This is a genomic window from Amycolatopsis sp. NPDC026612 (assembly GCF_040638285.1).
Classification (GTDB): Bacteria; Actinomycetota; Actinomycetes; order Mycobacteriales; family Pseudonocardiaceae; genus Amycolatopsis.
Window position 1 is genome coordinate 1 of the sequence record NZ_JBEZYB010000106.1, and the last position, 23,923, is coordinate 23,923.

Annotated in this window: 26 protein-coding genes; 6 read left to right on the top strand and 20 right to left on the bottom strand. The window is 73.1% G+C overall.

Annotated elements, in window-relative coordinates; genetic code table 11:
* Positions 1 to 184 precede the first annotated feature (184 nt).
* Together AB0F15_RS41095 and AB0F15_RS41100 are read right to left on the bottom strand one after the other, a co-directional pair.
* Positions 185 to 607 carry a hypothetical protein gene (locus AB0F15_RS41095; protein ID WP_360282609.1) on the bottom strand — a complete coding sequence of 141 codons (423 nt, stop codon included), beginning with the start codon at positions 605 to 607 and terminating at the stop codon, positions 185 to 187.
* Between the two features lie 63 nt (positions 608 to 670).
* Positions 671 to 1,534, bottom strand: coding sequence for a universal stress protein (locus AB0F15_RS41100; protein WP_360282611.1), 864 nt, complete (start codon positions 1,532 to 1,534; stop codon positions 671 to 673).
* A gap of 140 nt (positions 1,535 to 1,674) precedes the next feature.
* On the opposite strand from AB0F15_RS41100, the gene AB0F15_RS41105 reads away from it, so the two are divergent.
* Positions 1,675 to 2,454: a prepilin peptidase gene (locus tag AB0F15_RS41105; protein WP_360282613.1), complete on the top strand. Its 780-nt coding sequence runs from the start codon at positions 1,675 to 1,677 to the stop codon at positions 2,452 to 2,454.
* A 4-nt stretch (positions 2,455 to 2,458) separates the two neighbouring features.
* On the opposite strand, the gene AB0F15_RS41110 is transcribed toward AB0F15_RS41105, so the two are convergent.
* The 11 genes from AB0F15_RS41110 to AB0F15_RS41160 all read right to left on the bottom strand — a co-directional run bounded on the left by AB0F15_RS41110 (position 2,459) and on the right by AB0F15_RS41160 (position 11,651).
* Entirely contained in the window at positions 2,459 to 4,468 is a 2,010-nt protein-coding gene (locus AB0F15_RS41110) for a hypothetical protein (RefSeq protein WP_360282615.1), read from the bottom strand.
* The gene (locus tag AB0F15_RS41115) at positions 4,465 to 5,091 is read right to left on the bottom strand and encodes a prepilin-type N-terminal cleavage/methylation domain-containing protein (protein ID WP_360282617.1); all 627 of its coding nucleotides are present in this window, start codon (positions 5,089 to 5,091) and stop codon (positions 4,465 to 4,467) included. The genes AB0F15_RS41110 and AB0F15_RS41115 overlap by 4 nt, the downstream gene beginning before the upstream one ends.
* A complete protein-coding gene (locus tag AB0F15_RS41120; protein ID WP_360282619.1) occupies positions 5,085 to 5,525 on the bottom strand; it encodes a prepilin-type N-terminal cleavage/methylation domain-containing protein in 441 nt (146 codons plus the stop codon). Before AB0F15_RS41120 ends, AB0F15_RS41115 begins: the two co-directional genes overlap by 7 nt.
* Before the next feature lie 13 nt (positions 5,526 to 5,538).
* On the bottom strand, positions 5,539 to 6,744 hold the full coding sequence (locus AB0F15_RS41125) for a type II secretion system F family protein (protein ID WP_360282621.1): 1,206 nt from the start codon (positions 6,742 to 6,744) through the stop codon (positions 5,539 to 5,541).
* The gene (locus tag AB0F15_RS41130; protein ID WP_360282623.1) at positions 6,741 to 8,270 is read right to left on the bottom strand and encodes a GspE/PulE family protein; all 1,530 of its coding nucleotides are present in this window, start codon (positions 8,268 to 8,270) and stop codon (positions 6,741 to 6,743) included. The genes AB0F15_RS41125 and AB0F15_RS41130 overlap by 4 nt, the downstream gene beginning before the upstream one ends.
* Positions 8,267 to 9,355: a type IV pilus twitching motility protein PilT gene (locus AB0F15_RS41135; protein WP_360282625.1), complete on the bottom strand. Its 1,089-nt coding sequence runs from the start codon at positions 9,353 to 9,355 to the stop codon at positions 8,267 to 8,269. The genes AB0F15_RS41130 and AB0F15_RS41135 overlap by 4 nt, the downstream gene beginning before the upstream one ends.
* Positions 9,356 to 9,430: 75 nt before the next feature.
* On the bottom strand, positions 9,431 to 9,766 hold the full coding sequence (locus tag AB0F15_RS41140) for a prepilin-type N-terminal cleavage/methylation domain-containing protein (RefSeq protein ID WP_360282627.1): 336 nt from the start codon (positions 9,764 to 9,766) through the stop codon (positions 9,431 to 9,433).
* A gap of 41 nt (positions 9,767 to 9,807) precedes the next feature.
* Entirely contained in the window at positions 9,808 to 10,248 is a 441-nt protein-coding gene (locus AB0F15_RS41145) for a hypothetical protein (protein ID WP_360282629.1), read from the bottom strand.
* The gene (locus AB0F15_RS41150) at positions 10,245 to 10,724 is read right to left on the bottom strand and encodes a hypothetical protein (RefSeq protein WP_360282631.1); all 480 of its coding nucleotides are present in this window, start codon (positions 10,722 to 10,724) and stop codon (positions 10,245 to 10,247) included. Before AB0F15_RS41150 ends, AB0F15_RS41145 begins: the two co-directional genes overlap by 4 nt.
* On the bottom strand, positions 10,721 to 11,170 hold the full coding sequence (locus AB0F15_RS41155) for a hypothetical protein (RefSeq protein ID WP_360282633.1): 450 nt from the start codon (positions 11,168 to 11,170) through the stop codon (positions 10,721 to 10,723). The genes AB0F15_RS41150 and AB0F15_RS41155 overlap by 4 nt, the downstream gene beginning before the upstream one ends.
* Before the next feature lie 28 nt (positions 11,171 to 11,198).
* Positions 11,199 to 11,651: a hypothetical protein gene (locus AB0F15_RS41160; RefSeq protein WP_360282635.1), complete on the bottom strand. Its 453-nt coding sequence runs from the start codon at positions 11,649 to 11,651 to the stop codon at positions 11,199 to 11,201.
* Between the two features lie 435 nt (positions 11,652 to 12,086).
* Here AB0F15_RS41160 and AB0F15_RS41165 point away from each other — a divergent pair, with 435 nt between their 5' ends.
* Positions 12,087 to 13,055 (top strand): TIGR01777 family oxidoreductase, encoded by a 969-nt coding sequence (locus tag AB0F15_RS41165; protein ID WP_360282637.1) that lies wholly within the window; start codon positions 12,087 to 12,089, stop codon positions 13,053 to 13,055.
* 22 nt (positions 13,056 to 13,077) lie between these two features.
* Here the strand turns inward: AB0F15_RS41165 and AB0F15_RS41170 are convergent, their stop codons facing one another.
* From AB0F15_RS41170 to AB0F15_RS41180, 3 genes are all read right to left on the bottom strand, one after another.
* Positions 13,078 to 13,728: a response regulator transcription factor gene (locus tag AB0F15_RS41170; RefSeq protein WP_360282639.1), complete on the bottom strand. Its 651-nt coding sequence runs from the start codon at positions 13,726 to 13,728 to the stop codon at positions 13,078 to 13,080.
* A complete protein-coding gene (locus tag AB0F15_RS41175) occupies positions 13,716 to 14,966 on the bottom strand; it encodes a histidine kinase (RefSeq protein ID WP_360282641.1) in 1,251 nt (416 codons plus the stop codon). The genes AB0F15_RS41170 and AB0F15_RS41175 overlap by 13 nt, the downstream gene beginning before the upstream one ends.
* Before the next feature lie 220 nt (positions 14,967 to 15,186).
* Positions 15,187 to 16,197: a helix-turn-helix domain-containing protein gene (locus tag AB0F15_RS41180; RefSeq protein WP_360282643.1), complete on the bottom strand. Its 1,011-nt coding sequence runs from the start codon at positions 16,195 to 16,197 to the stop codon at positions 15,187 to 15,189.
* Positions 16,198 to 16,301: 104 nt separating this feature from the next.
* Here AB0F15_RS41180 and AB0F15_RS41185 point away from each other — a divergent pair, with 104 nt between their 5' ends.
* Complete coding sequence (locus AB0F15_RS41185) at positions 16,302 to 17,261, top strand: alpha/beta hydrolase (RefSeq protein WP_360282645.1); 960 nt, start codon at positions 16,302 to 16,304, stop codon at positions 17,259 to 17,261.
* A 190-nt stretch (positions 17,262 to 17,451) separates the two neighbouring features.
* Here AB0F15_RS41185 and AB0F15_RS41190 read toward each other — a convergent pair whose 3' ends face one another.
* Positions 17,452 to 18,489: an NADPH:quinone reductase gene (locus AB0F15_RS41190; protein WP_360282647.1), complete on the bottom strand. Its 1,038-nt coding sequence runs from the start codon at positions 18,487 to 18,489 to the stop codon at positions 17,452 to 17,454.
* Positions 18,490 to 18,675: 186 nt separating this feature from the next.
* On the opposite strand from AB0F15_RS41190, the gene AB0F15_RS41195 reads away from it, so the two are divergent.
* Positions 18,676 to 18,825, top strand: a complete 150-nt coding sequence (locus tag AB0F15_RS41195; protein ID WP_360282649.1) for a hypothetical protein — start codon at positions 18,676 to 18,678, stop codon at positions 18,823 to 18,825.
* Between the two features lie 109 nt (positions 18,826 to 18,934).
* Positions 18,935 to 19,066, top strand: coding sequence for a hypothetical protein (locus AB0F15_RS41200; protein ID WP_360282651.1), 132 nt, complete (start codon positions 18,935 to 18,937; stop codon positions 19,064 to 19,066).
* Positions 19,067 to 19,078: 12 nt separating this feature from the next.
* Here AB0F15_RS41200 and glgC read toward each other — a convergent pair whose 3' ends face one another.
* From glgC to AB0F15_RS41215, 3 genes are all read right to left on the bottom strand, one after another.
* Positions 19,079 to 20,296, bottom strand: a complete 1,218-nt coding sequence (glgC, locus tag AB0F15_RS41205) for a glucose-1-phosphate adenylyltransferase (RefSeq protein WP_360282653.1) — start codon at positions 20,294 to 20,296, stop codon at positions 19,079 to 19,081.
* Complete coding sequence (gene glgA / locus AB0F15_RS41210; protein WP_360282655.1) at positions 20,293 to 21,447, bottom strand: glycogen synthase; 1,155 nt, start codon at positions 21,445 to 21,447, stop codon at positions 20,293 to 20,295. The genes glgC and glgA overlap by 4 nt, the downstream gene beginning before the upstream one ends.
* 94 nt (positions 21,448 to 21,541) lie before the next feature.
* Positions 21,542 to 23,083, bottom strand: coding sequence for a hypothetical protein (locus tag AB0F15_RS41215; protein ID WP_360282657.1), 1,542 nt, complete (start codon positions 23,081 to 23,083; stop codon positions 21,542 to 21,544).
* 571 nt (positions 23,084 to 23,654) lie between these two features.
* Here AB0F15_RS41215 and AB0F15_RS41220 point away from each other — a divergent pair.
* On the top strand, positions 23,655 to 23,923 hold a 269-nt coding region (locus tag AB0F15_RS41220), incomplete at its 3' end, for a MerR family transcriptional regulator (RefSeq protein ID WP_360282659.1).

Here is a 23,923-nt window from a genome sequence, read left to right on the forward strand (position 1 = left end):
CCCCAGACGGGCGGGGGTGGGGGGGGGGGGGGGCGGGCGCGGCCTGGGCCCCGCCCCCCCCCGGGCGGTGCCCGCGACGGCGCCACCGGGTGCGGGTTCCTCCAGCTCGACGAACACCGCGTGCGTCGGGGTGCTGCCGACGTTTTCGCCCGGGTGCTCCTGGGCCGCCGGCCGGCCGCCCGGGCTAGCTGATCGGGACGGTCGCGGTGCAGGACGCCGTGCCGTTGTCGAACTTCGCCGACGCCGTGCCCCCGGACGTGGCCGGCACGTCGGTGCCCGTCGGCGTCGTGAACGTGGTGCTCCCGGTCGTCGAGGACGACTGGCTGTACACCGTGTGCGACGCCGTTCCGCTGCGGTACGAGATCCGCAGGACGACCTTGCCCGCGACGTCGCCGATGTACGGCCCCGACGTGGTGTACCCACCGAGTATGCGGTGGTAGCCGCCGACGGTCTCGTACCGGAGGGTGAGCGTGCCGCTGAACTCGCCCTCGTGGCAGGAGGCCGTCCGCTGGATGGTCACGGCCGCCTGCGCCGGGGTCGCCGCCACCGTCGCGCCGGCCGCCAGCGTCGCCAGGGCCAGCAGCCCGGCCTGTACCGCAGTCTTCATCTTCTTTCCTCCCGCTCGCTTCAGCCGCCATCGTGCCCGGTGCCGCTTCCGTTCCGCTTCCCTTCACACGGTGGTGCGCACCAGGTGGACCGGGCAGGCGGCGTGGTGCAGGAGGGCCTGGCCGGTGGAGCCGAGCAGCAGCCCGGGGAAGCCGCCGCGGCCGCGGTCGCCGACGACGACCAGCTGGGCGGTGCCGCTGCGCTCGACGAGTTCCTTCCGGGGATGGGCGTGCACCACGATCTGCTCGACCACGACGTCGCCGGTGTCGTGGGCCAGGACGCGTTCGCCCAGCAGCCGGCGTCCCGCCTCGGTGACGCACCGCGGGTCCCGGTGCGGCGGCGGGCTGTCCGCCCACGCGTGCAGGACGACCAGCGGTGCGCGGCGGGCGCGAGCTTCGGCGAGGGCGGTCGCCAGCACCCGGGCTCCGGGCTCGCTGCCGTCGATGCCGGTGACGACCGGCCGCGCGGCCGCGCCGGGTTCGTCCCAGCTGTCCCCGCGGACGACGACGGTGTCGCAGCGGGCGTGGGTGCCGACGGCCGCGGCGACCGACCCCGCGAGCAGGCTGGTGAGCCTGCCGTGGCCGGCCGCCCCGACGACGAGCAGCGCGGCCGAGCGCGACGCCTCGATCAGCGCCTGGGCGGCGCGGTCGGGATCGAGCCGGGTGACCGCGTCCGGGACACCCTGGGCGGCGGCGAGCTCGTGCGCGGTCCTCAGCGCGCGCCGCCCCCGCGCGCGCAGGGCGTCCACCATCTCCTCCGGCGGCGGCACCACCCCGCCCGCGAGCAGGGCCGGGACGTCGAGGGCGTGCACGATCTCCAGCGGCGCCTCCCGCAGCCGGGCGGTCCGCGCGGCCCAGCGGACGGCGTCGAGCGACTCGGCCGACCCGTCCACCCCGGTGACGATCGGCGGTCCGGCGGCGGCGGTCATCCTCAAGACTGTAGGCCGGGCCGCCCCCACCCGGGACCCCTAATCCGAACCCCAGCCGCGGCCGGGTGCGCGTGCGGTCGCGGGCGGCAGGCGGGTCGGGCAAGATCTGCAGCGGTCCCACCCGAGCGCGAAGGAGCCCGATGGCGGTGCTGGTCGTGGCGGCGGCGGTGCTCGGCCTGCTCGTCGGGTCGTTCCTCAACGTAGTGATCCACCGGGTGCCGCGGGGCGAGTCGGTGGTCCGCCCGCCGTCGCGCTGCCCGGACTGCGGGCAGGAGATCCGCGCCCGGCACAACGTTCCCGTCTTCGGCTGGCTGGTCCTGCGGGGCCGCTGCGCGGGCTGCGGTGCCCGGATCAGCGTCCGCTACCCGCTGGTCGAGCTCGGCACGGCGGTGCTGTTCGCGCTGCTCGCCATGCGGTTCGGGCCGCCGGACCTGCCCGCGTTCCTGTACTTCGGCGCGGTCGGGATCGCACTGGCCGTGATCGACGTCGACTGCCGCCGCCTGCCGAACGCGCTCGTGCTGCCCGCGTACCCGGTGCTGGCCGTCCTGCTGACGGCGTCGGCCTGGTGGCGCGGCGACTGGTGGTCACTGGCGCGTGCCGGCATCGGCGGCGCCGCGCTGTTCGGGTTCTACCTCCTCCTCGCGCTGGCGTACCCGGCGGGCATGGGCTTCGGCGACGTCCGGCTCGCGGGTGTCCTGGGCGGGGTCCTCGGGTACGTCTCCTGGGCGGCGCTGCTGATCGGGGCGTTCGGCGGGTTCCTGCTCGGCGCGGTCGCCGGCGTCGTGGTGCTGGCGGCCGGGAAGGGCGGCCGCAAGACGGCACTGCCGTTCGGGCCGTTCATGATCGCCGCGGCCCTGGTGGCGATCTTCGCGGCCGGCCCGCTCGGCCACGCCTACCAGCGGCTGACCGGCCTGGCCTGAGCGGTCACCGGTTCCCGGACCAGCTGAGCACCGACACCTGACGCGCCCCCGGCACCGGGTTCGTCGGGTCACCGTCCACGTAGGCCACCCGGGCCCGGACCGCCGGTGTCCCGCCCGGCGCGCACGTCCCCGCGCCGGGACAGACGTACGCGGACAGGTAGACGCCGAAGACGAAGCCGGGGGAGTCGTCCGGGACCTCGATGACCGCGCCGGTGAACGTCACGCTTCCGGTTTCCTTCACCCACAACGACCGCGCGACGACGCCGAAGCGGAAGATCGGTTCGGTCGCGTTGTTCAGCGTGACGTCCAGGACGGCCTTCGGCGCGTAGGTCGTCCCCTGCACGTAGAACCGGTTGCCGGAGGTGTTCACCCCGGTGACCAGTGCGCACGCCGCACTGGTCGGGTACGGCAGCTGGGTGCACCCGCTCTCCGCGCGCAGGGCGGGCGGCGTGTAGGTGAGCTCCAGCTGCAGCGCGTCCACCAGCTCCGTGCCTTCGTGCTTGACGTTGACGGTGTAGCCGAGCTGGCCACCGGTGAAGGTGCCGTCGTACATCGCCTGGGCCAGCTGGTCCGTCACGTCGGTGACATCGGTGGCGGCCGAGCCGTCGTTGGGGGTGGACAGGTTCAGCGTGATCGGCGCGCTCCCCGCGGGCGTGAACTGGGCCGTGCGCGAGTCCTTGCTCGCGCCGTGGTCGTTGCTGTGCACGACCCGGACCTTCGCCGAGGTCAGGATCGTCCCGGCGGGCGGAGCCGCGGCGGGGGAGAAGCCGGTGGCGGTCAGGGCGGTGCTGCCTCCGCTCTTTCCGGGCGCGGCCCAGGTCGCGCCGCTCCCGTCCACAGTGGACAAAGCGGCCGCCGCACCGGTGAAGCCTCCGGTCGCCGTGGCCGGGACGAGCGTCGCCGTCACCGGCGACTCCGCACCCGAGGTCAGCCCGTACACCGCCACCGGGGGCCGATCCGCGCTGTACGTGCCGCAGATCTCCACCTGGCCCGCCTTCACCGCCAGCCGGCTGTCACCGCCGAAGACGAACTGGACGCCGAGTGCCTTGGCGTCGTCGATCGGGTTGTCGCAGGCGGCGGGGATCTTGGCCGGGACCGGCGGCTTGGCGATGATCCGCCCGCTGTCGTCGACCGGCGTGCCCGCGACCAGGAAGCCGTTGTCGACCGTCCACACGTCGTCGCCGCCGGGCAGCGACGGCGGCCGGACCGCGGCGCTGTTGCGGAAGTCGAAGTAGTACGTGCCTGGGGTGAACCACCAGGTGCTGTCCTTGCACTTGCTGCTGCTGGACATCATCGCCGACAGCCCGGCCGCGTCGTCGTAGGACCCGGGCAGGAAGGTGATCAGCGAACCGGCCCTGGTGCACGCCGGCAGCGGCTGGTGCGGCGGCACCGAGGTCAACGCCGGTGCGTAACCCGGGTCGGCGCCGAGGCTCGACCCGCCGTAGCCGCACGACGCCGCGGGCGTGCTCCGGATCGTGCCCGAGCAGGCGCCCCGCGCGTACACCGCGGTGTTCGTCTCGAGTGCGCCGTTGACCACGCGGATGTTCGAGTTGGAATACACGACACCGTGGACCTTGAACGACGAACCGGTCGGCTGCTGGATGTTGAGCCCGTCCTCGCCGCCGGTGCCGAGGGTGAGGATCGCGCTGCCCGGACGGTTGCACACGCTCAGGGACGGGCACTGGATCTGCACCTTCGCCGGATCGGCCGTGCAGGAAACGGCGGCCGAGCCGGTGCCGCCGAAGTTCGGCAGGGTCAGCGTGTCGGACCCGCCGAAGCAGTGCTCGCCGGCCGCGCCGGTGAACGTGCTCGTGCGGATCGCGTTGATCCCCGCCTGCAGCGCGCCGTCGGCGGTGTAGGCGGACGCGGCCTGGTCGCGCAGGTTCACCGTGGTGCGGACGCTGGTGTCGGCGAAGGACAGCAGGGCGCCGAGCACGACCGCGACCACCGTGACCAGCAGGAGCACCATCGGCAGCGCGGCCCCGGCGTCGTCGCCCTTCCACCGGCGGTTCATGTCTGCCTCCGTTGCCCGAACAGGGTGATGGGGTAGGGGTCGGCGTTGCGCGCGACGGCGGTGAAGGTCAGCTTCACCCACAGCGGCACGGCCGCGTCGGCGCACGCGCTGGAGCACGTGACCGCGGGCGTGCCCGGAGCGACGTTGTGCGCGACGACCGAGTCGGCCACCGGCGTCGCGGAACCCAGGCAGCGCAGGCGGTGCAGCTCCGTCCCGGCCAGGTAGTAGGCGACGAGCGCGGTGCGCCGGGTCGCGGACGGCGTGCTCGTGTCCCAGTCGTCGGACAGCAGCCGCACCACCGAAACCGGCGTCGCGGCCGTGCCGCAGACCTGCCCGCCGCTGTCGTAGGCGGCGCCGAGCTGGATCGACGGCGAGTACGGGACCTGGCCGTTGGCGACCTGGCCCGAGTAGTCGCGCAGGCCGACCGCGGCGACGTCCTGGGCGAAGAACGCGGAGCTCTGCTGGGCGTCGTGGGACACGGCCAGCCGGGCCGACGTCGCGTCGGTGTTCTTGATCGAGACGATCACCGCGTTGGCGATCGGGGCGGCGACCACCCCGAGGATGACGATGACGATCAGCAGCTCGACGAGCGTGAACCCGGCGTCGGACCGGCGGCTCAGCACAGCGCCTCCCCGAGCCCGCACCGCTTGCGCACCACGACTTCCAGGCGTTCGCTCGCTCGCCCGTCGCTGCTGGCGACCTGGAGGGTCAGCTGCTGCAGCCCGCTGTCGGCGGCGCAGGTCGCCGACCACGCCGAGCCGGTCCAGTACTTCACCGACGCCACCGAGCCGGCGAACCCGGCCGGCAGGGCGAATCCGGCCGGAGTGGCGTACTTCGCGGGTGCCGCGCACGCGAAGTACCCGCCCGCCATGACCTGGTTCTCGACCGCCTCGCCGAAGTCGCGCACCCCGGCACCGGCCGTCGCCTGCTTGCGGTGGACGTCGGACATGAAGACGCTCACGCCGATCCCGCCGACGATCGCGACGACCGCGACACCCAGGATCGCGACCGCGACCAGCAGCTCCAGGAGGCTCTCGCCCCGGTCGTCGGTGCCCATCAGACGCCGCCCATCAGACGTGCACCTGGCCGAAGATCCCGTACATCGCCGAGACGAGCGCGATCGCGACGAACCCGACGACCAGGCCCATCACGACGATGACGGCCGGTTCGAACAGCGCGGTGAGCTTCTTCAGCCGGTAGTCCAGCTCGCCTTCGTAGTACTCGGCCGTCACCTCGAGCTGGGTGTCGAGGGTGCCGGTGTCCTCGCCGACGCGGATCATCTGCGCGGCGGTCACCGGGAACAGCCCGGACGCGGTGAGCGGGCGGGCCAGGCCCTCGCCGTTGAGCATCGCCTGCCCGACCCGGGTGAGCGCCCGCATGAACACGCGGTTGCGCAGCGAGTCCGTCGCGACCCGCAGGGCTTCGGGCAGCGGCACCCCGGCGCTCACCATCGACGACAGGATCCGGCAGAACCGCTCGACCAGCGCGTGCCGCACGGTCGGGCCGATCGCCGGGACGGCGAGCAGCGCGCTGTCGCGGGCGTACCGGCCGCCGGGCGTGCGCACCGCGACGACGTACAGCGCGACCGCGGCGACCAGCCCGGCCAGCAGCGCCCACCACCATTGGGTCAGGAAGTCGGTGATGGCCAGCAGCATCCGCGTCGGCAGCGGCAGTTTCGCGTTCAGGCTGGCGAAGAACGTCTTGAACCGCGGCAGCACGAACGTCGCGAGCACGACGACGGTGACGACCGACATCAGCGCGATCATCGCCGGGTAGATCAGGGCGGCCTTGATCTTGCGCCGGGCGTCGAGATCGCGCTCGAGGTAGCCGGCCAGCTGGTCGAGGACCTTGTCGAGCTGCCCGGTCAGCTCCGCCGAGCGCAGGATCTCGCGGTAGAACTCGGGGAAGATCTTCGGGTGCCGGTCGATGCAGTCCGACAGCCGGTCGCCGCCGCGCAGGCCCTGCTCGACCGAACGCAGCATCCGCGTCACCGAGGAGTTCGCGGCCTCGTCGCCGAGGATCCGGACCGCGTCGATGAGCGGCAGCCCGGCCCGGACGAACGCGCCGAGCTGGCGCGAGAGGTGCATGACGACCTCGCGCTTGACCCGGGGCGCGGTCAGCTCGAGGCTCAGCACGCTCTTCTTCTCGGTGACCTCGATGTCCCGCAGTTCGCGCTCGTACAGCGCGAGGACGGCGGAATCGGCGTCGGCGGCCTTCTGCACGCCGTGGGTGCGCAGCCCGTCCGGGCCGGTGGCGACGTAGGCGTACCGGTTCATCGGGCCCCTCCGGTGAGGTAGATCGACCGCAGCACTTCGGCCGGGGTGGTGACGCCCTCGGCGACCAGCCGCAGCGCCTCGTCCTGCAGCGTCCGCATGCCGTCCTTGCGGGCCAGCTCGTGGACCTCGCGGTGCGGTGCGCTGTCCAGCACCAGCGAGCGGATCCCTTCGCTGACCGGCAGCAGCTCGTAGACGCCGGTGCGGTCCAGGAACCCGGTCTGCGCGCAGAAGTTGCAGCCCGCACCGCGGACGAACCCGCCCGCCGGCTCTTCGCCGCCGAGGGAGTCCATGAAGGACAGTTCCTCGGCCGACGGCGCGTAGTACTCGCGGCAGCGCAGGCAGATCCGCCGCACGAGCCGCTGGGCGAGCACGGCGGTGACCGAGGACGCCACGAGGAAGTTCTCGATCCCCATGTCCAGCAGCCGGTGCAGGGCCGACGCCGCGTCGGTGGCGTGCAGCGACGAGAGCACGAAGTGCCCGGTGAGCGCCGACTGCACCGCGATGCGCGCGGTGTCGACGTCGCGGACTTCGCCGACGAGGATGACGTCCGGGTCCTGGCGCAGGATCGACTTCAGGCCGTCGGCGAAGGTGACGCCGGTCTGCTCGTTGATCTGGATCTGGTTGATCGAGGACATCGTGTACTCGACCGGGTCCTCGATGGTCATGATGTTGCGCTCGCTGCTGTCGAGCTCGCCGAGCGAGCCGTAGAGCGTCGTGGTCTTGCCGCTGCCGGTGGGCCCGGCGCAGATCACCATGCCGTAGGGCGACTGCAGCACCGCGGTGTACCGCGCCGCCAGCTCGGCGGGCATGCCCAGCTGGGGCAGCCGGAACAGCGGGCGGCTCTTGTCCAGCAGCCGCAGCACGACCTTCTCGCCGCCGACGACCGGCGTGCTCGCGACCCGGATGTCCACCGGCCGCTCTTCGACGTCCATGCTGATCTGGCCGTCCTGCGGGCGGCGCCGCTCGACGATGTTCATCCCGGCGAGGATCTTGATCCGGCTGGTCACCGCGGGCCCCATCGAGCCGGGCAGGTCGAGGACGTCGTGGAGCACGCCGTCGATGCGGTAGCGGACGCGGATCCGGTCGGCCTGCGGCTCGACGTGGATGTCGGAGGCGCGGTCGCGCAGCGCCTGCTTGATCATCAGGGCGACGACGTGCACGACCGGCGCGTCGTCGTTCGCGGTGGCCGGCGCCTCGGTGCGGGCCGCGTCACGCCGCACGGCGTCCCGCGCTTCGAACGCCTTGACCTGCTGGTCGACGCCGGTGAGCGCGCGGAAGGTGCGGCCGATGGTGGCCAGGATGTCCGCGCGTTCGGCGACGGCGACGGTCACCGGGCGGCCGAGCGCTTCCTGCAGCGCGGGGGCGGTGGCCGCGTCGGCCACGGCGACCAGCACGGAGTCCTCGCGCACGGTCAGGGGGATCGCGCAGAGCTCGCGGGCCTTCGCCTCGCCGAGCAGGTCGGCCGCGGCGCGGTCCGGGGTCACCGTGCGGAGGTCGACGGTGCGGGGCTGGGTGCGGAGCCTCATGCCGGCACGCTCCGCGGCCGGGGACGCGGGTCGATGTCCTGCGGGTGGAGGCTGCGGGCGGCCGCGTCGGCGGGGGAGACGAGCCCGGCGGCGACGAGCGCCGACAGCGACTGCTCGAGCGTCACCATGCCTTCGCGGCGCCCGGTCACCAGCGCGTTGCGCAGCTGGTGCGGCTTGCCCTCCTTGATGAGGTTGCGGACGGCGGCGTTGGCCACCAGGACCTCGAAGGCGGCGACGAGCCCGCCGCCGATGCGCGGCAGGAGCCGCTGGTACACGATCCCGGTGAGCGCGGCGGCGAGCTGCACCCGCACCTGTTCCTGCTGCCCGGCCGGGAAGACGTCGATCATCCGCGCGAGCGACTGCGCGGTGTCGTTGGTGTGCAGGGTGGCGAAGACGAGGTGCCCGGTCTCGGCGATGGTGAGGGCGAAGCGGATCGACTCGAGGTCGCGCATTTCGCCGACCAGCACGACGTCGGGGTCTTCCCGCAACGCGCTGCGCAGGGCCGCGGGGAAGGATTCGGTGTCGGTGCCGACCTCACGCTGGTTCACCGCGGAGCGCCGGTGTTCGTGGACGTACTCGATCGGGTCTTCGACGGTGAGGATGTGGCAGGCGCGTTCGGTGTTGATCCGGTCGATGACCGCGGCGAGCGTGGTCGACTTCCCGGAGCCGGTCGGCCCGGTGACGAGCACCAGCCCTTGGTGCCGCCGGGCGAAGTCGGCCAGGACCGGCGGCAGCCCGAGGTCGGCCATGCCGGGGATCCGCCGCGGGATCATCCGCAGCGCGACGACGGTCTCGCCGCGCTGGGTGAAGGCGTTGCCGCGGACGCGGGCTTCGTCGCGCCAGCCGAAGGAGAAGTCGAACTCGCGGGCGGTGCGCCAGGCGGTCGCCTGGTCGTCGGTGAGCAGTTCGGCGAGCAGGGCACCGGTGTCCGCACCGGTGAGGACGGGGTGGCCGGGGACCGCGGAGAGGTCGCCGTGCACGCGCAGCTGGGGCGGCAGGCCGGCGGTGAGCAGCAGGTCGGTGCCACGCGCCTGCCACAACGCCTCGAGCAGGCCGTCGACGCGGCTGCCGATCTGGATGGGCATGGGTTCCTCCGGGGCGAGGTGTCCTTTGTGGATGAGACTCCGCGGGGTGGGGTCGCCCCACCCCGCGGAGGGAGTTCAGTGGGTGCAGGCTCCGGCCGCCTTGACGACTCCCGCGGCGATGGTGATCGTGTAGCCGTTGGTGGTCGACGGCTCGTCCTTGAGGTAGCCGGCGGTCTTCAGCGCCGCCGGGTCCGCGGCGTAGCTGCCGGTCTTGGCGTAGAGCGCCTCGTTGGCGGTCTCGACGCTCTTCCAGTCCGCGTTGCAGGCGGCGGCCTTGCCATCGCCGTTGAACGCCTGCACGGCGAACACGACGACCCCGGCGAGCACCCCGAGAATGACGACGACGATGAGCAGTTCGATGAGGGTGAAGCCGTCCTCGTTCGCGCGGGCGGCGCGCAGTTTCTCCAGCATGGTTCTTCCTTTGCGTTGACGGGTTTCAGGGTGTTCCGGTATCAGCAGACGTGCACCTCCCCGGACCGCAGCCGCCAGCTCCCGGCGACCGAGCGCACGCTGAGGTAGGCGATCTGGTTGTTGCTGGGCAGCGGGATGGTGGCCGACATCGCGGTGGTGGTTGTGGCAGCGACCGTCGGACTCGCGTTGGTCGGCGTCGCCGAGTAGAGCACTTCGAACTTCGGCGGCAGGATCGTGCTCGGGTAGGTCCAACTGACCGTCACGCCCGGATCGGTTCCGCCGTTTCGGTTGCACTTCACGTTCGAGGTCGTCGGCGTGTCCGGAGCCTTCAACGGCAGGGCCGCGGCGAAGGCGCTGCCGGAGCCGCCCTTCAGCCAGGCCGCCTCCGCCTTCGCCGCGTCTGCCGCGACCAGGCCGCTGATCACCGTGGTCCACGCCGCTGCCACCAGCACGGCCGCGAACACCACCCGGGCTGTGCTCACTGGCTCACCACCGTGACGGTCACCGGGATCGAAAACAGCGCGCCCTGGCAGCCGTCGTCGGAGGCGGTGGTCATCGAGACCGCGCCCGGCAGGATCAGCGTCGCACTCCCACTCGCGGGCACCGACGTGTTCGGCGACTGCGCGATCCAGCCCACGCCGGTCGTGGTGCAGGTGCCCGTGCCGCCGGATCCGGCCGGTGTCCCGTTCGCCACGACGCTGGTGACCTTGACCGGATACGGATTCGGGTTGTTGACCAGGATCCTGGCTTCGCCGGACGGCCCGCCGGGGTAGAGCAGGCCGCTGGTGAAGGCCGAGGCCGCCACCGTCCCGGTCGTCGGGGCGGTTGCGGTGCCGGCCTTCGCGCCGGCCGTGCCGGCGCCGGAGCTCGTCCACGCCGCGACGGCGATCCCGCCGCCCAGCGTCGCGCCGACCACCGTGGTGACCACGAGCACGCGGCGCAGGGTGGGGTTCTTCATGGCTTGACCGCCGTTCCGGTGTACGTCAGGGGAAAGGTGACCGACCGGCACGCATCGGGGGTGCCGGGCAGCAGGTGGGTGGTGAGGGCGACGTCGGCGGTGCCGTTGCCGGCGACCGTCACCGGCCGGGCGAGCGCGTCGACCCGCACGGAGGACGCCGGGCAGGCCGGGACCGGCTGTCCGCGGCTGTCGACGGGCTTGCCGACCGCGGCCGTCACGGTCTGGACGAGGATGGGGAAGTTTTCGGCGTTGGTCAGCCGGATCCACTGCGGCCCGGCCGCGCCGGGGACGAGCGCGGTGGCCCGGCCGGGCACGTCGGCGATGCCGAACTGCTTGATGCCGTTGCCGTTCGCGGTGTTCGCCACCGGCGCGGGGCCGATCGCGAACCACGTGAGGGCGACGACCGCGAGCGCGCCGGCCGGAACACCGCTTCGCCACCTGGACATCGAGGTCCTTCCGGGGAAAGGGCGGAGATCAGGAGGCGTTCGAGGCGAGGGTGGCGGTGAGCGGCAGCACGAAGGTCTGGCCCTTGCAGGCGTCGGCGGCATCGGAATTCATGGTCGCGTGCAGGGTGTAGGTGCCCGTGCCGTGAGCCGCGATGGTGCCGGTGGTGCTCGCCGGGACCGCGCTGGTGACGGTGCCGGCGGCGCAGCCGTTCACCACGTTCGAGGAGCCGGCGCTGATCGAGGTGACCACGACGGGGTAGGCGTTCGGGTTGTCGATCGACACGGTGAAGTCGGTGCCGCCGCCCGGGTAGAGGACGCTGCCCGAGCTCGCGGGCGTGATCGCGGAGTTGACCGACGTGGTCGAGGAGACCGAACCGGTGCCGGCGCCGGAGCTGGACCAGGCCGCGTAGGCGACACCGGCGACGGCCACCACTCCGGCGGCGCCGAGGACGATCGCGGACCGCTTGCTGATCTTGCGCATGGGGTTCTCCTGGAAGCTGGTTGAGCGGGACGGTCGGTTACGAAGAGTGTGCGAAGTCACTGGCGATCTTCACCTCGGGCGTCCGGCCCGACTGCGAAGGCCGGAGGTCCCTTGCTGTCCGTGCCTCGGCGTGCTACGCGCGCGGGATCGAGCCGCGGTGACGGCGTTTCACCGCGAAAAACTTCCGATGCGGGACCGTGACCTGCTGTTATTTCGGGTCGTGGGACCCGGCGGCCGACGGGGTGCTGAGCGTTCCCGGACGGCGATGTCGCTCTTCGGCAGCCTTCTTGCGGCGGCGTTCCGGGGCCGCTCGACCTTCCGGGGCGCTATGACTTTTCGTGACAATTCATCGCAAGATGAAGTGGTGGGAGCCATAGTTGAACATGTTCAACTCTTCCGCTACGGTGAAACCCGGGGGACTGTGAAGGGGGTTTCGTGAAGGTCGTGATTCCGGGCGGCACCGGGCACCTGGGGCGCGTGCTGAGCCGCGCGCTGGCCGGGGAGGGCCACGAAGTCGTCGTGCTGACCCGGCGGGAGGTGCGGCCGGAGCCGGGGGTGCGCCACGTCCGCTGGGACGGGCGCGGGGCGGGGCCGTGGTCGGCGGAGGTCGACGGCAGCGACGTCGTGCTCAACCTGGCCGGCCGGTCGGTGAACTGCCGGTACACCCGGGCGAACCTGCGGGAAATGATGCACTCGCGCGTCGACTCGGCCCGGGTCGTCGGCGGCGCGATCGCCCGCGCCGCGCGGCCGCCGCGGGTGTGGCTGCAGATGAGCACGGCGACGATCTACGCGCACAGCCACGACCGGCCGAACGACGAAACGACCGGCGTCCTCGGCGGCGACGAGCCGGACGTGCCGGCGTACTGGGCCTACAGCGTCGACATCGCCAAGGCGTGGGAGCGCGAGCAGCAGCTGGCGGCCACCCCGCACACGCGCAAGGTGGCGCTGCGCACGGCGATGGTGATGAGCCCGGAACCCGGCGGCGCGTTCGCGATGCTCCTGCGCCTGACCCGGCTGGGCCTGGGCGGCCCGGTCGCGGGCGGCGGGCAGTACCTGTCGTGGATCCACGAGGACGACCTCGTCCGGGCGATCGGCTTCCTCGCCGGGCGCGACGACCTGAGCGGACCGGTGAACCTGGCGGCGCCGGAACCGTTGCCCTACTGCGAGTTCCTTCGCGAGCTGCGCGCGGCCGCGGGCGTACCGGTCGGCTTGCCGGCGACGAAGTGGCTGGCGGAGATCGGGGCGTTCGTCCTGCGCAGCGACACCGAGCTGCTGCTGAAGAGCCGCCGCGTGGTCCCGGGGCGGCTGCTGGAAGCGGGCTTCACCTTCGAGTACCAGCAGTGGCCCGCGGCGGCCGCGGACCTGGTCCGGCGCTCGCGGGGCCCGCTGAGGCCGGTCGGCTGAAGCTCGTGAACAGAGGGGCAGGTCAGGCCCGGGACGCTCGGAGGAACCGCAGCACGGCCAGGACGCGGCGGTGGTCCGCGTCGACCACGGGAAGGTCGAGCTTGGCGAAGATGTTGTTGATGTGCTTCGCCACGGCGCTCTCGCTGACCACCAGCGCCTGGGCGATGCCGACGTTGGAGCGCCCCTCGGCCATCAGGCCGAGCACCTCCCGTTCGCGGGGGGTCAGCCGCGCGAGCGGGTCGCTGTCGCGCCGCAGCAGCAACTGGGCGACGACCTGCGGGTCCAGGGCCGTGCCCCCGTCCGCCACCCGCCGGACCGCCGCCACGAAGTCGGTGACATCGGCAACCCGCTGCTTGAGCAGGTAGCCCACGCCGCTGGTGTGCGCCGACAGCAGGTCGGCCGCGTACCGCTCCTCCACGTACTGCGAAAGCAGCACCACCGGCGTCCCCGGCCAGCGCCGACGGATCTCCAGCGCCGCCCGCACCCCCTCGTCGGTGAAGCCGGGCGGCATCCGGACGTCGATCAAGGCGAGTTCGGGCCGGTGCTCCGCCACCGCCGCCACCAGCCCCGCCGCGTCGCCGGCTTCCGCGACGACCTGGAACCCGCCCGTCTCCAGCACCTGGATCAGGCCGACCCGCAACAACACCGAATCCTCGGCGATCACCGCGCGCACGGCAGCTCCGCGGTGACGGTGGTGGGGCCGCCGGCGGGGCTGCTGACGTGGAAGGTCCCGTCGAGGGAGCCGACCCGCTTGGCCAGCCCGGTCAGCCCCGTGCCGCCGGCGGCGTCGGCACCGCCCAGCCCGTCGTCGGTGACGCGCACTCGCAGCACCTCGCCGACCTGACGGACCACCACCTCCGCCCGCATCGCGTTGGCGTGCTTCGTGGCATTGGTCAGCGCCTCGGAGATCACGAAGTACGCGACGGACTCCACGGTGGGCGCCACCCGCTCCTCCAGGTCGACCCGCAGCCGCACCGGCAGGGGCGTGCGGGCAGCCAGCCCGGACAACGCCGCGTCCAGACCCCGGTCGTCGAGCACGGCCGGGTGCAGCCCCCGCACCAGGTCGTCGAGTTCGGCGATCGCCTCCTTCGCCTCCAGGTGCGCTCGCGCGATCACCTCGCGGGCATCACCCGGCAGGTCCGGCCGGGTGGCCATGGCCAGCCCCAGGTTGACGGCGAGGGACACCAACCGCTGCTGGGTGCCGTCGTGCAGGTCGCGCTCGATCCGGCGGCGCTCCGCGTCGACGGCCTCGATCAGGTCGGTCCGGCTCACGGCCAGCTGATCGACCCGCTCCTGGAGCCGCTGCGCCCGGCTGGGCCCGAGCAGGCCCGACGCCAGCCGCGCCTCGGTCCGGGCCACTGCCCGCGCGGTCCCGGGCAGGGCGCACAGGAGGAGGAGCCCGGCCGCTGTGTAAGCCGGCAGCCGGGTCAGGTAGCCGAACCAGTCCTGGCGGATTCCGGTCGGCAGCGCCCATGCCCAGGCGTAGGCGAGGCCGCCCGCGAGGCCCGCCGCTGCCCCCGCGAGCACCAGCAGCTCCAGCAGCGCGAGCAGCGGGCCCAGCAGGAGGTGGTAGCCGATCTTGCGCCAAGGCCGCGTCGCCGCGAGCCACCGGGCGGTCGAGGCCCACGTCCGTCGTTCCGGCGCGGTGGGGGTGAGCCGGGGGACGTCCACCCCGAGGAGCATCCGGTAGCGAGCCCGCTGAACGGCCGTCAGCACCGGGGTGCCGAGCAGGACCAGGGCGGCCGACAGGGAAACCGTGAGGAGCCAGTTCCCCGTCCGGGCGGTGGTCGTCGCCGCCCAGCCCCCCCACACGGGCACCAGCGCCAGGTGCGGCAGCACACCGGCGGCAAGAAAGCCGGTGTCCCGCCGCGCCCGGAGGACCGTGCGTCCCAGTCCGGCCGGAATCGTCATGGCACGACGCTAGGGCACCGCAGGAGGACGGTGCCATGGAACCTGCACCCGATCTCATGGTGAACCTAGGTGCACCGCCGTCGAGCTCCGGCTCGCTGAAGCCGGCCGACTCGCGTACCCGCGTGGACGCCACGCCGTGCGCCGGTGGTTCGGCGAGGCCGAGGGCCGGTCGCGGAGTCCGTCCAGGACCTTCGCGCACGCCGGAAGCCGCGGGGAGTGGTCAGCCGAGCTCGGCGTTGTCCCGCAGCCGCCGCAGCATCAGCGCCAGGTGGAGCCGGAAGCGGCCGGCGGGGGAGTCCACCTCGAACCCCAGGACGGCTTCCGCGCGAGCCAGCCGGGCCGGCATCGTGCTGTGGTGCCGGTGCAGCACCGCGGCCGCCTTCCGCGCCGATCCCGTGGCGCACAGCGCGTCGAGCGCTGCCAGCGTGTCTTCGCCGGCCAGCCGGTCGAGCGCCCGGACGTCGGGCAGCTCGGCGAGCTCCGCGGGACCGAGCTTGCCGGCGAACGCGGCGAGCCCGCCCAGCCGATCCCACCGCACCAGCGGCTCGGCGGCCGACGTGAACCGCAGTGCCGTGCGGGCCGCCGCCCAGGAGCGGGCCACTTCGATGGCCGGTCCCTCCGGGCCGAGGCCCGCCCGGGCGCCGTCCGGCAGCGGGCCGGCCTCCCCGGAAAGCAGGACCGCCCGCACCCCGCCCAGCCGCGCCGACCGTCCGCCGAGCGCGTCGACGCCGGTGCCCGCCAGCACGCGCAGCCGGGTCGCCGGGCCGAAGCCCAGCAGGTGCAGGGCCCGGGACCGCTCGGCCGTGCCGATGTCCTCGGAGAGCACCAGCTCGACCAGCGCGGGGTCGCCGAGTTCGGGCCGCGGCACGCCGGAGTGCTCCAGCAGGATCGCGGCCGCGATCGCGAACCGCTCGAGCAGCATGTCGTCGAGCGGGACGGGCGCGCCCGCCCGGGCCACCCACACGACCACGCCGCCTTCGAGGGTCCGCACGGCCGCCCCCGCGGGCGCCGCGCCGGGGGTGCCGACGCCGGCCCCCGGTTCCGCGCGCAGCGACAGGCCCTGGCCGGGTGCGTGCACGCCGACCGGGCAGCCGGCGAGCTCGGCCGTGCTGCGCACCAGGGCGTCCAGGCCGGCGCGGCCGGTGATCAGGCGGTCGAAGAACCCGATCACCCGGACGGCGTTCTCGGCGTCGGCGTCGAGCCCGGACAGCCTCAGCAGCAGGCCTTTCATGCCGCCACGATAGGCGCGCCCGCCGCCGGATGGCGAGCTCCGGCCCGGCAACCCCCGCCGCGTGGCGGTGGCCCGCGTCATGGTCGGCGGCCCATCATCGGTTCATGACCTACGCGATCGATCCCGAGCTCCTGCCCTGGCTGGACATGCTGCCGTCGGTGACCCTGACCGACCACGATTCCCTGGTGGCCGCGCGGTCCTCACTGGCGGAGCTGGGGAACGTCCTGCCGTCCTACGAGCCGGTGAACCCCGTCGACGTCCGGGACACGGCCGTACCCGGCCCGTCCGACGCGCCCGAAGTGCCGGTGCGCGTCTACTCGCCGGGCGACCGCACGGATGCCGTGCCCGGCCTGCTCTACATCCACGGCGGCGGGTTCGTCCTGGGCGACCTGGAGATGTTCGACGTGCAGCTGGTCCGGCTGGTCGACGAGCTGGGGATCGTCATCGTCTCGGTGGACTACCGCCTGGCGCCCGAGCACCCGTTTCCGGCGCCGGTCGAGGACTGCTACGCGGCCCTGACGTGGGTCGAGGCCAAGGCGGCCGAGCTCGGCATCGACCCGGCCCGCATCGGCGTGGCCGGCGAGAGCGCCGGCGGCGGCCTGTCGGCCGCGGTGGCGCTGCTGGCCCGCGACCGCGGCGGCCCGGCGCTGTGCTTCCAGTACCTCGGTATCCCGGAGCTGGACGACCGGCTGGAGACGCCGTCGATGGTGGCCTACACGGACACACCGCTCTGGAACCGGCCCAACGCGATCTACAGCTGGACCAGCTACCTCGGCACGACGCCGGGTGGCGCCGACGTCTCGCCCTACGCCGCCCCGGCCCGCGCGGGCGACCTGGCCGGGCTGCCGCCCGCGTTCGTGACGACGTGCCAGTTCGACCCGCTGCGCGACGAGGGAATCCAGTACGCGCAACGGCTCGCGCACGCCGGCGTGCCGACCGAACTCCGCCACTACCCGGGTACGTTCCACGGATCGGGGATGGTGGAGACCGCGGAGATCTCCCGCCGGATGTTCGCCGACGAGGTGGACGCGCTGCGCCGCGGGCTCCGGGTGACCACCGGCTGAGTCAGGACTTCGGCAGCTTTCCCGGGCCGGCCGACAGCACCGCCACGACCGGTACCCAGCGGCGATGGCGGGCGGGGCGGGCACCGGCTCGCGCACCGGCCACGACAGCGCGGTGCGGACCGCGGTCTCCGGGGCCACGACAAGCCGCACCGCCGGCCGGGAACGTCCCGGCCACCGGTGCGGCTTGCGCTCAGCCCGCCGGGGTGACGTCGATCAGCACCTTCCCGGTGACGCCCTGCTCCGAGGCGAGGTGCGCCTTCGCGGTGTCGGCCAGCGCGAACCGGTGGACCGGCACGCCGTGGTCCTCGCCGAGCCGCAGCGCGCCGTCGGCCAGTGCCGCGGTGACGTCTTCGGCGCCGGCCCGCAGCTTGTCCTCGCCCACGGTGTAGAGCACCAGGAACTGGTACCGGGCGTTGAGCATCAGGACCGGCCCGAACTCCACGGTGACGGTCCCGGTGCCCCGGTCGTCGCCGTAGGCGGCGACCGTGCCGCGCGGGCGCAGCACCTGGGTGTGCAGTCCGGCGTTGACCCCGGCGGCGACCTCGACGACCAGGTCGACGCCGTCGGGCGCGACCTCCCGGATCCGGGAGGCGAGTTCCTGGTCGGGGTAGCGGACCACGTGGTGGGCGCCGGCCGCGCGGGCGAGGGCGGCCTTCTCGTCGCTGCTGACCGTCGCGATCACCGTCGCCCCGGCCCAGCGGCCGAGCTGGATCGCGGCGTTGCCGACCGCCCCGGCGCCGCCGCTGACCAGCACCGTGAGGCCCTCGAGCGCGCCGGGGGCGAGCCGGGACGGCCCGTCCTCGGCGACGGTGAGCGCGCGGTGCGCGGTCAGCCCCGGGATGCCGAAGCCGGCACCCTCGTCGAACCCGGTGCCGTCGGGCAGCCGGACCAGCTTCGAAGCCGGGACCACCGTGTACTCCTGCGCGGTGCCGGACGCGGGCCCGTACGCGCCCGCGACGATCAGCCACACGCGGTCTCCGGGGGCGAAGCCGGTGACGTCCGGGCCGACCGCGTCGACGACGCCGGCGCCGTCCTGGTTGGGCACCGTTTCCGGGATTTCGGCGCCGGGTTCGGCGCGGAAGCCGCTGCGGGCCTTCCAGTCGGTCGGGTTGACCGCGGACACCACGATCCGGACGCGGACCTCGCCGGGTCCCGGGTCCGCGATGGCCCGCTCCGACAGCGACAGCACCTCGGGTCCGCCGTGACGGCGGTAGACGACTGCTTTCATGCCGGATGCAATCCGCGATGGACCCGGGATATTCCCGCGACCGGCGGAAATGGGTGCCGGGAAATCGGTTTTCGTCCCGGGAAATCCGCGGAAACGGAGAAAATCGCGCCGCGCGGGTGATCCCCCGGCCGGGCGATTTTCGAATTTGGCAGAGCGGAATCCGGGGTTGTCGCAGAAACTGGGCGCGTGGGAGAGGAAAAGCGCAACCCGGGGGACGAGCAGCCGAAGCGCGACGACGGTGAGCCGACGCCGATCTTCGACGCCGTGTTCAGCGCGACGCGCGCGCGGGCGAATACGCCGAATCCGCCGCGCGAACCGGACAAAACCGCGCGGTGAGCGGACATCGGAACGGTCCGCGGCCGGCCGACGTGCGGCACGTTGTTCGACGTCCGCAACGAACATGTAGCATCCCGGGTGCTGGAGCATCCGCGCTTGAGGAGTGGGTTTGGCCGGGGTCGTGAACAGCATGATCGCCGCCGAGTACGCGGCGGGGGCGTCGATCTCGGAGCTGGCCGAGCGCTGGGGGATCGACCCGCGTCAGGTGGTCGAGCGGATCACGGCGGCGACCGGCTCCTGAGCGCAGCGCCGGTCAGATGGCGCGTTCCCCCTTGCCCAGCACGACGATCCCGCCCTCGCTGACGTGGTAGTGCCCGCGGTCGCGGGCCAGGTCGACGCCGATGTGCGCACCGGGCGGGACCACGACGTTCTTGTCCAGGATCGCCCGCCGCACCACCGCGCCGCGGCCGACGCGGGCCCCGTCGAGCAGCACCGAGCCCTGCACCACCGCGCCCTGCTCGACGATGACGCCGGGGGAGAGCACCGAGTCGACGACCTGCGCGCCGGAGATGATGCAGCCGTTGCTGACGATCGACTGGTTGGCCGAACCGCCTTCGACGAACTTCGCCGCCGGGCGCTGACCGGGGTGGGCGAGGATCGGCCACTTCCGGTTGTAGAGGTTGAAGATCGGGTGCGTCGAAATCAGGTCGGTGTGCGCGTCGTAGTAGCTGTCGATGGTCCCGACGTCACGCCAGTAGCCGTGGTCGCGTTCGGTTTCCCCGGGCACGACGTTGGTGGTGAAGTCGTAGACGGCGGCATCGCCCGATTTGACCAGTGCCGGGATGATGTCGCGGCCCATGTCGTGGTGCGAGGCGGCGTTTTCGGCGTCGGCGTACAGGGCCTCCAGCATCACCTTGGTGGTGAAGATGTAGTTCCCCATCGACACGTAGGACTCTTCGGGGGAGCTCGGCAGACCCGGCGGGTCCGCGGGCTTCTCCAGGAACGCGTCGATCAGCAGCCCGTCGGTGGTCCGGATGACTCCGAACGAGCTCGCCTCCTTCCGCGGGACGCGGATGCCGGCGACGGTGACGCCCGCGCCGGACGCGATGTGCGCGTCCAGCATCTGCTTCGGGTCCATCCGGTAGATGTTGTCCGCGCCGAACACCGCGATGTACTCGGGATTTTCGTCGTGGACCAGGTTGAGGCTCTGGTGGATGGCGTCGGCGCTGCCCTGGTACCAGCGCGGGCCCAGCCGCTGCTGCGCCGGCACCGGCGTCACGTACTCGCCGGTCAGCGAGGAGAGGCGCCAGGTCGTCGAGATGTGCCGGTCGAGCGAGTGCGACTTGTACTGCGTCAGCACGCACAGCCGCCGGATCCCGCCGTGCACCAGGTTGGAGAGCACGAAGTCGATCAGCCGGTGCGTGCCGCCGAACGGCACGGCCGGTTTCGCCCGGTCCGCGGTCAGCGGCATCAGGCGCTTGCCTTCCCCGCCCGCGAGCACGATGCCCAAAACGTCGCATTCGCCGTTCACAGCGACCTCCCGCACGCTTCGTAGAGGGCGACCGTCCGCTCGGCGATCGCCTTCCAGCCGAACTCGCCGACCGCGCGCTCGCGGCCGGCGGTGCCCATCGCGGCGGCCCGGTCCGGGGAGCCCACCACCTCGTTGAGTGCGGCGGCCAGGCCCGCCTCGAACCCGTGCGCGTCCTGTTCGTCGTAGTGCATGAGCAGCCCGGTCCGGCCGTCGTCGACGACTTCCGGGATGCCGCCGACGTCGCTGGCCACCACCGGGGTGCCGCACGCCATCGCCTCGAGGTTCACAATGCCGAGCGGCTCGTAGACCGAAGGGCAGGCGAACACCGCGGCGTGGCTGAGCAGCTGCACGACCTCGTCGCGCGGCAGCATCTCGGGGATCCAGCGGACGCCGGTGCGGGTCTTCTCCAGCTCGGCGACCAGGCCGCGGAACTCCGCGTCGAGCTCGGGGGTGTCGGCGCCGCCCGCGCAGAGCACCAGCTGGACGCCCGGGTCGAGCTGCGCTCCGGCGCGGACGAGGTGCGGCACGCCCTTCTGCCGCGTGATCCGGCCAACGAACAGCACGTACGGCCGGTCCGGGTCGATGCCGTGCTTCGCCAGCGCTTCGGTGCCCGGGTCGGGGCGGTAGAGCGTGGTGTCGATGCCGTTGTGGATCACGTGCACGCGCTCGGGCGGCACCGACGGGTAGGCGGCGAGGACGTCCCGGCGCATCCCGCCGCTGACCGCGACGATCGCGTCCGCGGCTTCGTAGGCCTCCCGTTCGATCCACGACGAGACGCGGTAGCCACCGCCGAGCTGCTCGGCCTTCCACGGCCGCAGCGGCTCCAGCGAGTGCGCGGTGACGACGTGCGGGATGCCGTGCGTCAGCTTGGCCAGGTGCCCGGCCAGGTTCGCGTACCAGGTGTGGCTGTGCGCGAGGTCGTGGCCTTCGAGGGCGTTCGCCATCGACACGGCGATGTCCATGGTCGTGAACGCGGGCTGGCGGTAGCCGTGCGGATCGGTGTGCCCGGTGGCGTCCGGGCGGTCCGCGCCCCAGCAGTGCACGTCGAGATCGACCAGCGGCCGCAGCTCCCGGGCGAGGAATTCCACGTGGACCCCGGCCCCGCCGTAGACTTCCGGCGGGTATTCGCGGGTGAGCAGGCCGACCTTCATGATGCGAACCCTATGGCCTTTCCCGGCCGCGGCGCAGTCTGGCGTCCAGGGGAATCTCGCGAGTTTTCCGTCACTGCCCGCGCGGGCGGGACGATCACGGCCCGGGCGTGAGGGTGAAGTGCCCCTCGCCCTTCGCCGCCGACCGGACCGGCCAGCTGTCCGGTCCGGTCGCCGGGCCGGAGGCGTACTGCAGCCGGTAGTCCGCCCGGCGCGGCGTGATCGAGGTGTCCAGCCAGTGGTAGTTGACCCGCAGGGCCAGGCTCATCAGCGGGTTCGCCGTCGCGATCCGCTTCCGGATCAGCTCGACCGCGTGACCGCGGTCGGAGAACTCGTCGATGATCGGGCACTCGCAGTAGTAGGCGAGGGTCCCGATCTCGCCGGGACTGGCGACGCTCGCCCCCTGCAGCCGCGCGCCGAGCGCCGTCCCGACCCTGGCGTAGTCCCGGGAGCTCGCCCAGTTGCCGAAGACCACCGGCGACGGCCACGGCAGCCCCTGCGCGGCGTCGACCGCGGCGGCGCTCAGCACCAGCACGCCGGTGAGGCCGAGCGCCAGCACCGGCGGCCCGGTCCGCCACGCCGTCCGCTCGCGGGCCTGGGCGTACCAGACGCCGAAGGCGGCGACGGCGAACGTGCTCGTCGCGGTCACCGGAGCCACGTAGTACCAGTGGAACGGGCCGACGCCGAGGAACGAATAGGCGACGTAGTGGAGGACCCCGCCGCCGGCGAGCGCGGCGACCGGGCCGAGCGCGGGGAACTCCGGCCACCGCACGGCGAACCGCGCCGCGGCCCAGCCGGCCAGCGCGACCGCACCGAGCAGGGCGGGCAGGAACGACACCAGCACGGTGACCGGCCAGCCGAGGTAGTACATCATCGGCCCGGTGCTGTAGCTCCACGGCGCGAAGAGCCCCGCCTGGAGCTGCTTGATGACGAGCGTGTCGGGCACGAACGACCCGAAGACGAGCCAGCTCACGAGGAACCACGGCGCGGCCGTCAGCGCGGTGAAGCCGGCGGCCGGCCGCCACCGGCGCCGGATCGCGGGCGTGCTCACCGCGATCACCACCACGAACACGAGCAGGTCGAGGCGGGTGAGAACGGCGAGCCCGCCCGCGACGCCGAACCAGACCGGCCGGCCTTCGAGCGCGCAGACGGTGAGGACCAGCAGCACCGCCGGGATCAGCAGCACCTCCAGCCCGATCGCCGACAGCACGAACGGGTTGAGCAGCACCAGCGCGACCCCCAGCAGGCCGGCGGCGACCGGCAGGCCCAGCACGCGGCCGATCCGCTGCCAGGCCCAGCCCAGCGCGGCCCCGCACAGGACGGTCTGGAAGCCGAGCGCCACGACCGGGTGCGGGTCGCCCGCCACCACCCGCGTCACCAGGGTCAGCGCGGCGAGGAGGAGAACGTTCAGCGGCGACGTCGCCGAGTTGGCGGGCGAGCCGGGGATGATGCCCCAGTCGCCGTGGACGGCGAGGTTCCTCGCGTACGCCAGCGTGATGTAGCTGTCGTCGGTGAGACTGCCGCGCACCAGGAGGAAGACCGCCGCGCCCAGGACCGCCCCGAAGGCGGTGGGCAGCCACCGGTCCCGCGCGTTCGTCCGTTCCGCGTTGGTCCGTTCCGCGTTTGTTACTGCCAGCAACCTGCCTACCTCGTCGAGCGGGACTTCACCCGATGGTGGCATGGCCCGCGTGGGTTTGCAGTACGGCGGATGGGTCGTCGTGCGTCGTGGCCGACGCTTTCACCGGGCGATTTGACCCCGGCTGAGCCGAGTTGTCCGGTCATGACCGCCTACAGTGGACAGACGGGCACCCCGGTGTGTGACGACAAGCACTGCTCTTCCGGCTCTTTCCGGCGACGGCGACGGCGGGGGACCGCGGCGCCGGTGCACCCGGGCAGGCGGCGGCTGACCGGTTGCGACATCCGAGGGAATCCGATGCACAAGCGTTGCGCCGCGGGTATAACTTGGAATCGGACGGAAATTTCCCCGGTACGTCCCCGGCCACGGCGGATGCCACACCGCACGGCCGGCCGGATCCGGCCGACGCGGGCCGGATCACCGGCGCCGGGCGGCGCCGAAGGGGACGCGGACGGCCGTCGCCCCGCCGCCGCGTCCCCCGTCGCCTGCGTCTCCTCGCCGTGTCGCCGCCGGTCGGCTGCCCTTACCATCGCTAAGCTCCGGCCGTTCGCGGTACGCGAGGCGAAGGGACACGGTGGAACCCGAGAACGTCGACGCGCCACCCGTCGCCGGAGCCTGGGCACCCGGCAAGGTGGCCGAGCTGCTCGGTGTGTCACCGGTGACGCTGCGCAGCTGGAGCGCGCGGTACGGGATCCGCCCGCCCGCCGGCGCGGGGCGGCACCGCCGCTACTCCGACGCGGACGTCCGCCGCCTGCAGCACATGCAGCGGCTTCGGGCCCGGTGGCTCGGGCGGGATCGGCGACCCGGCCGGTGGCTTCGGTCCGGGTGGCGTGGGCTTCGGGC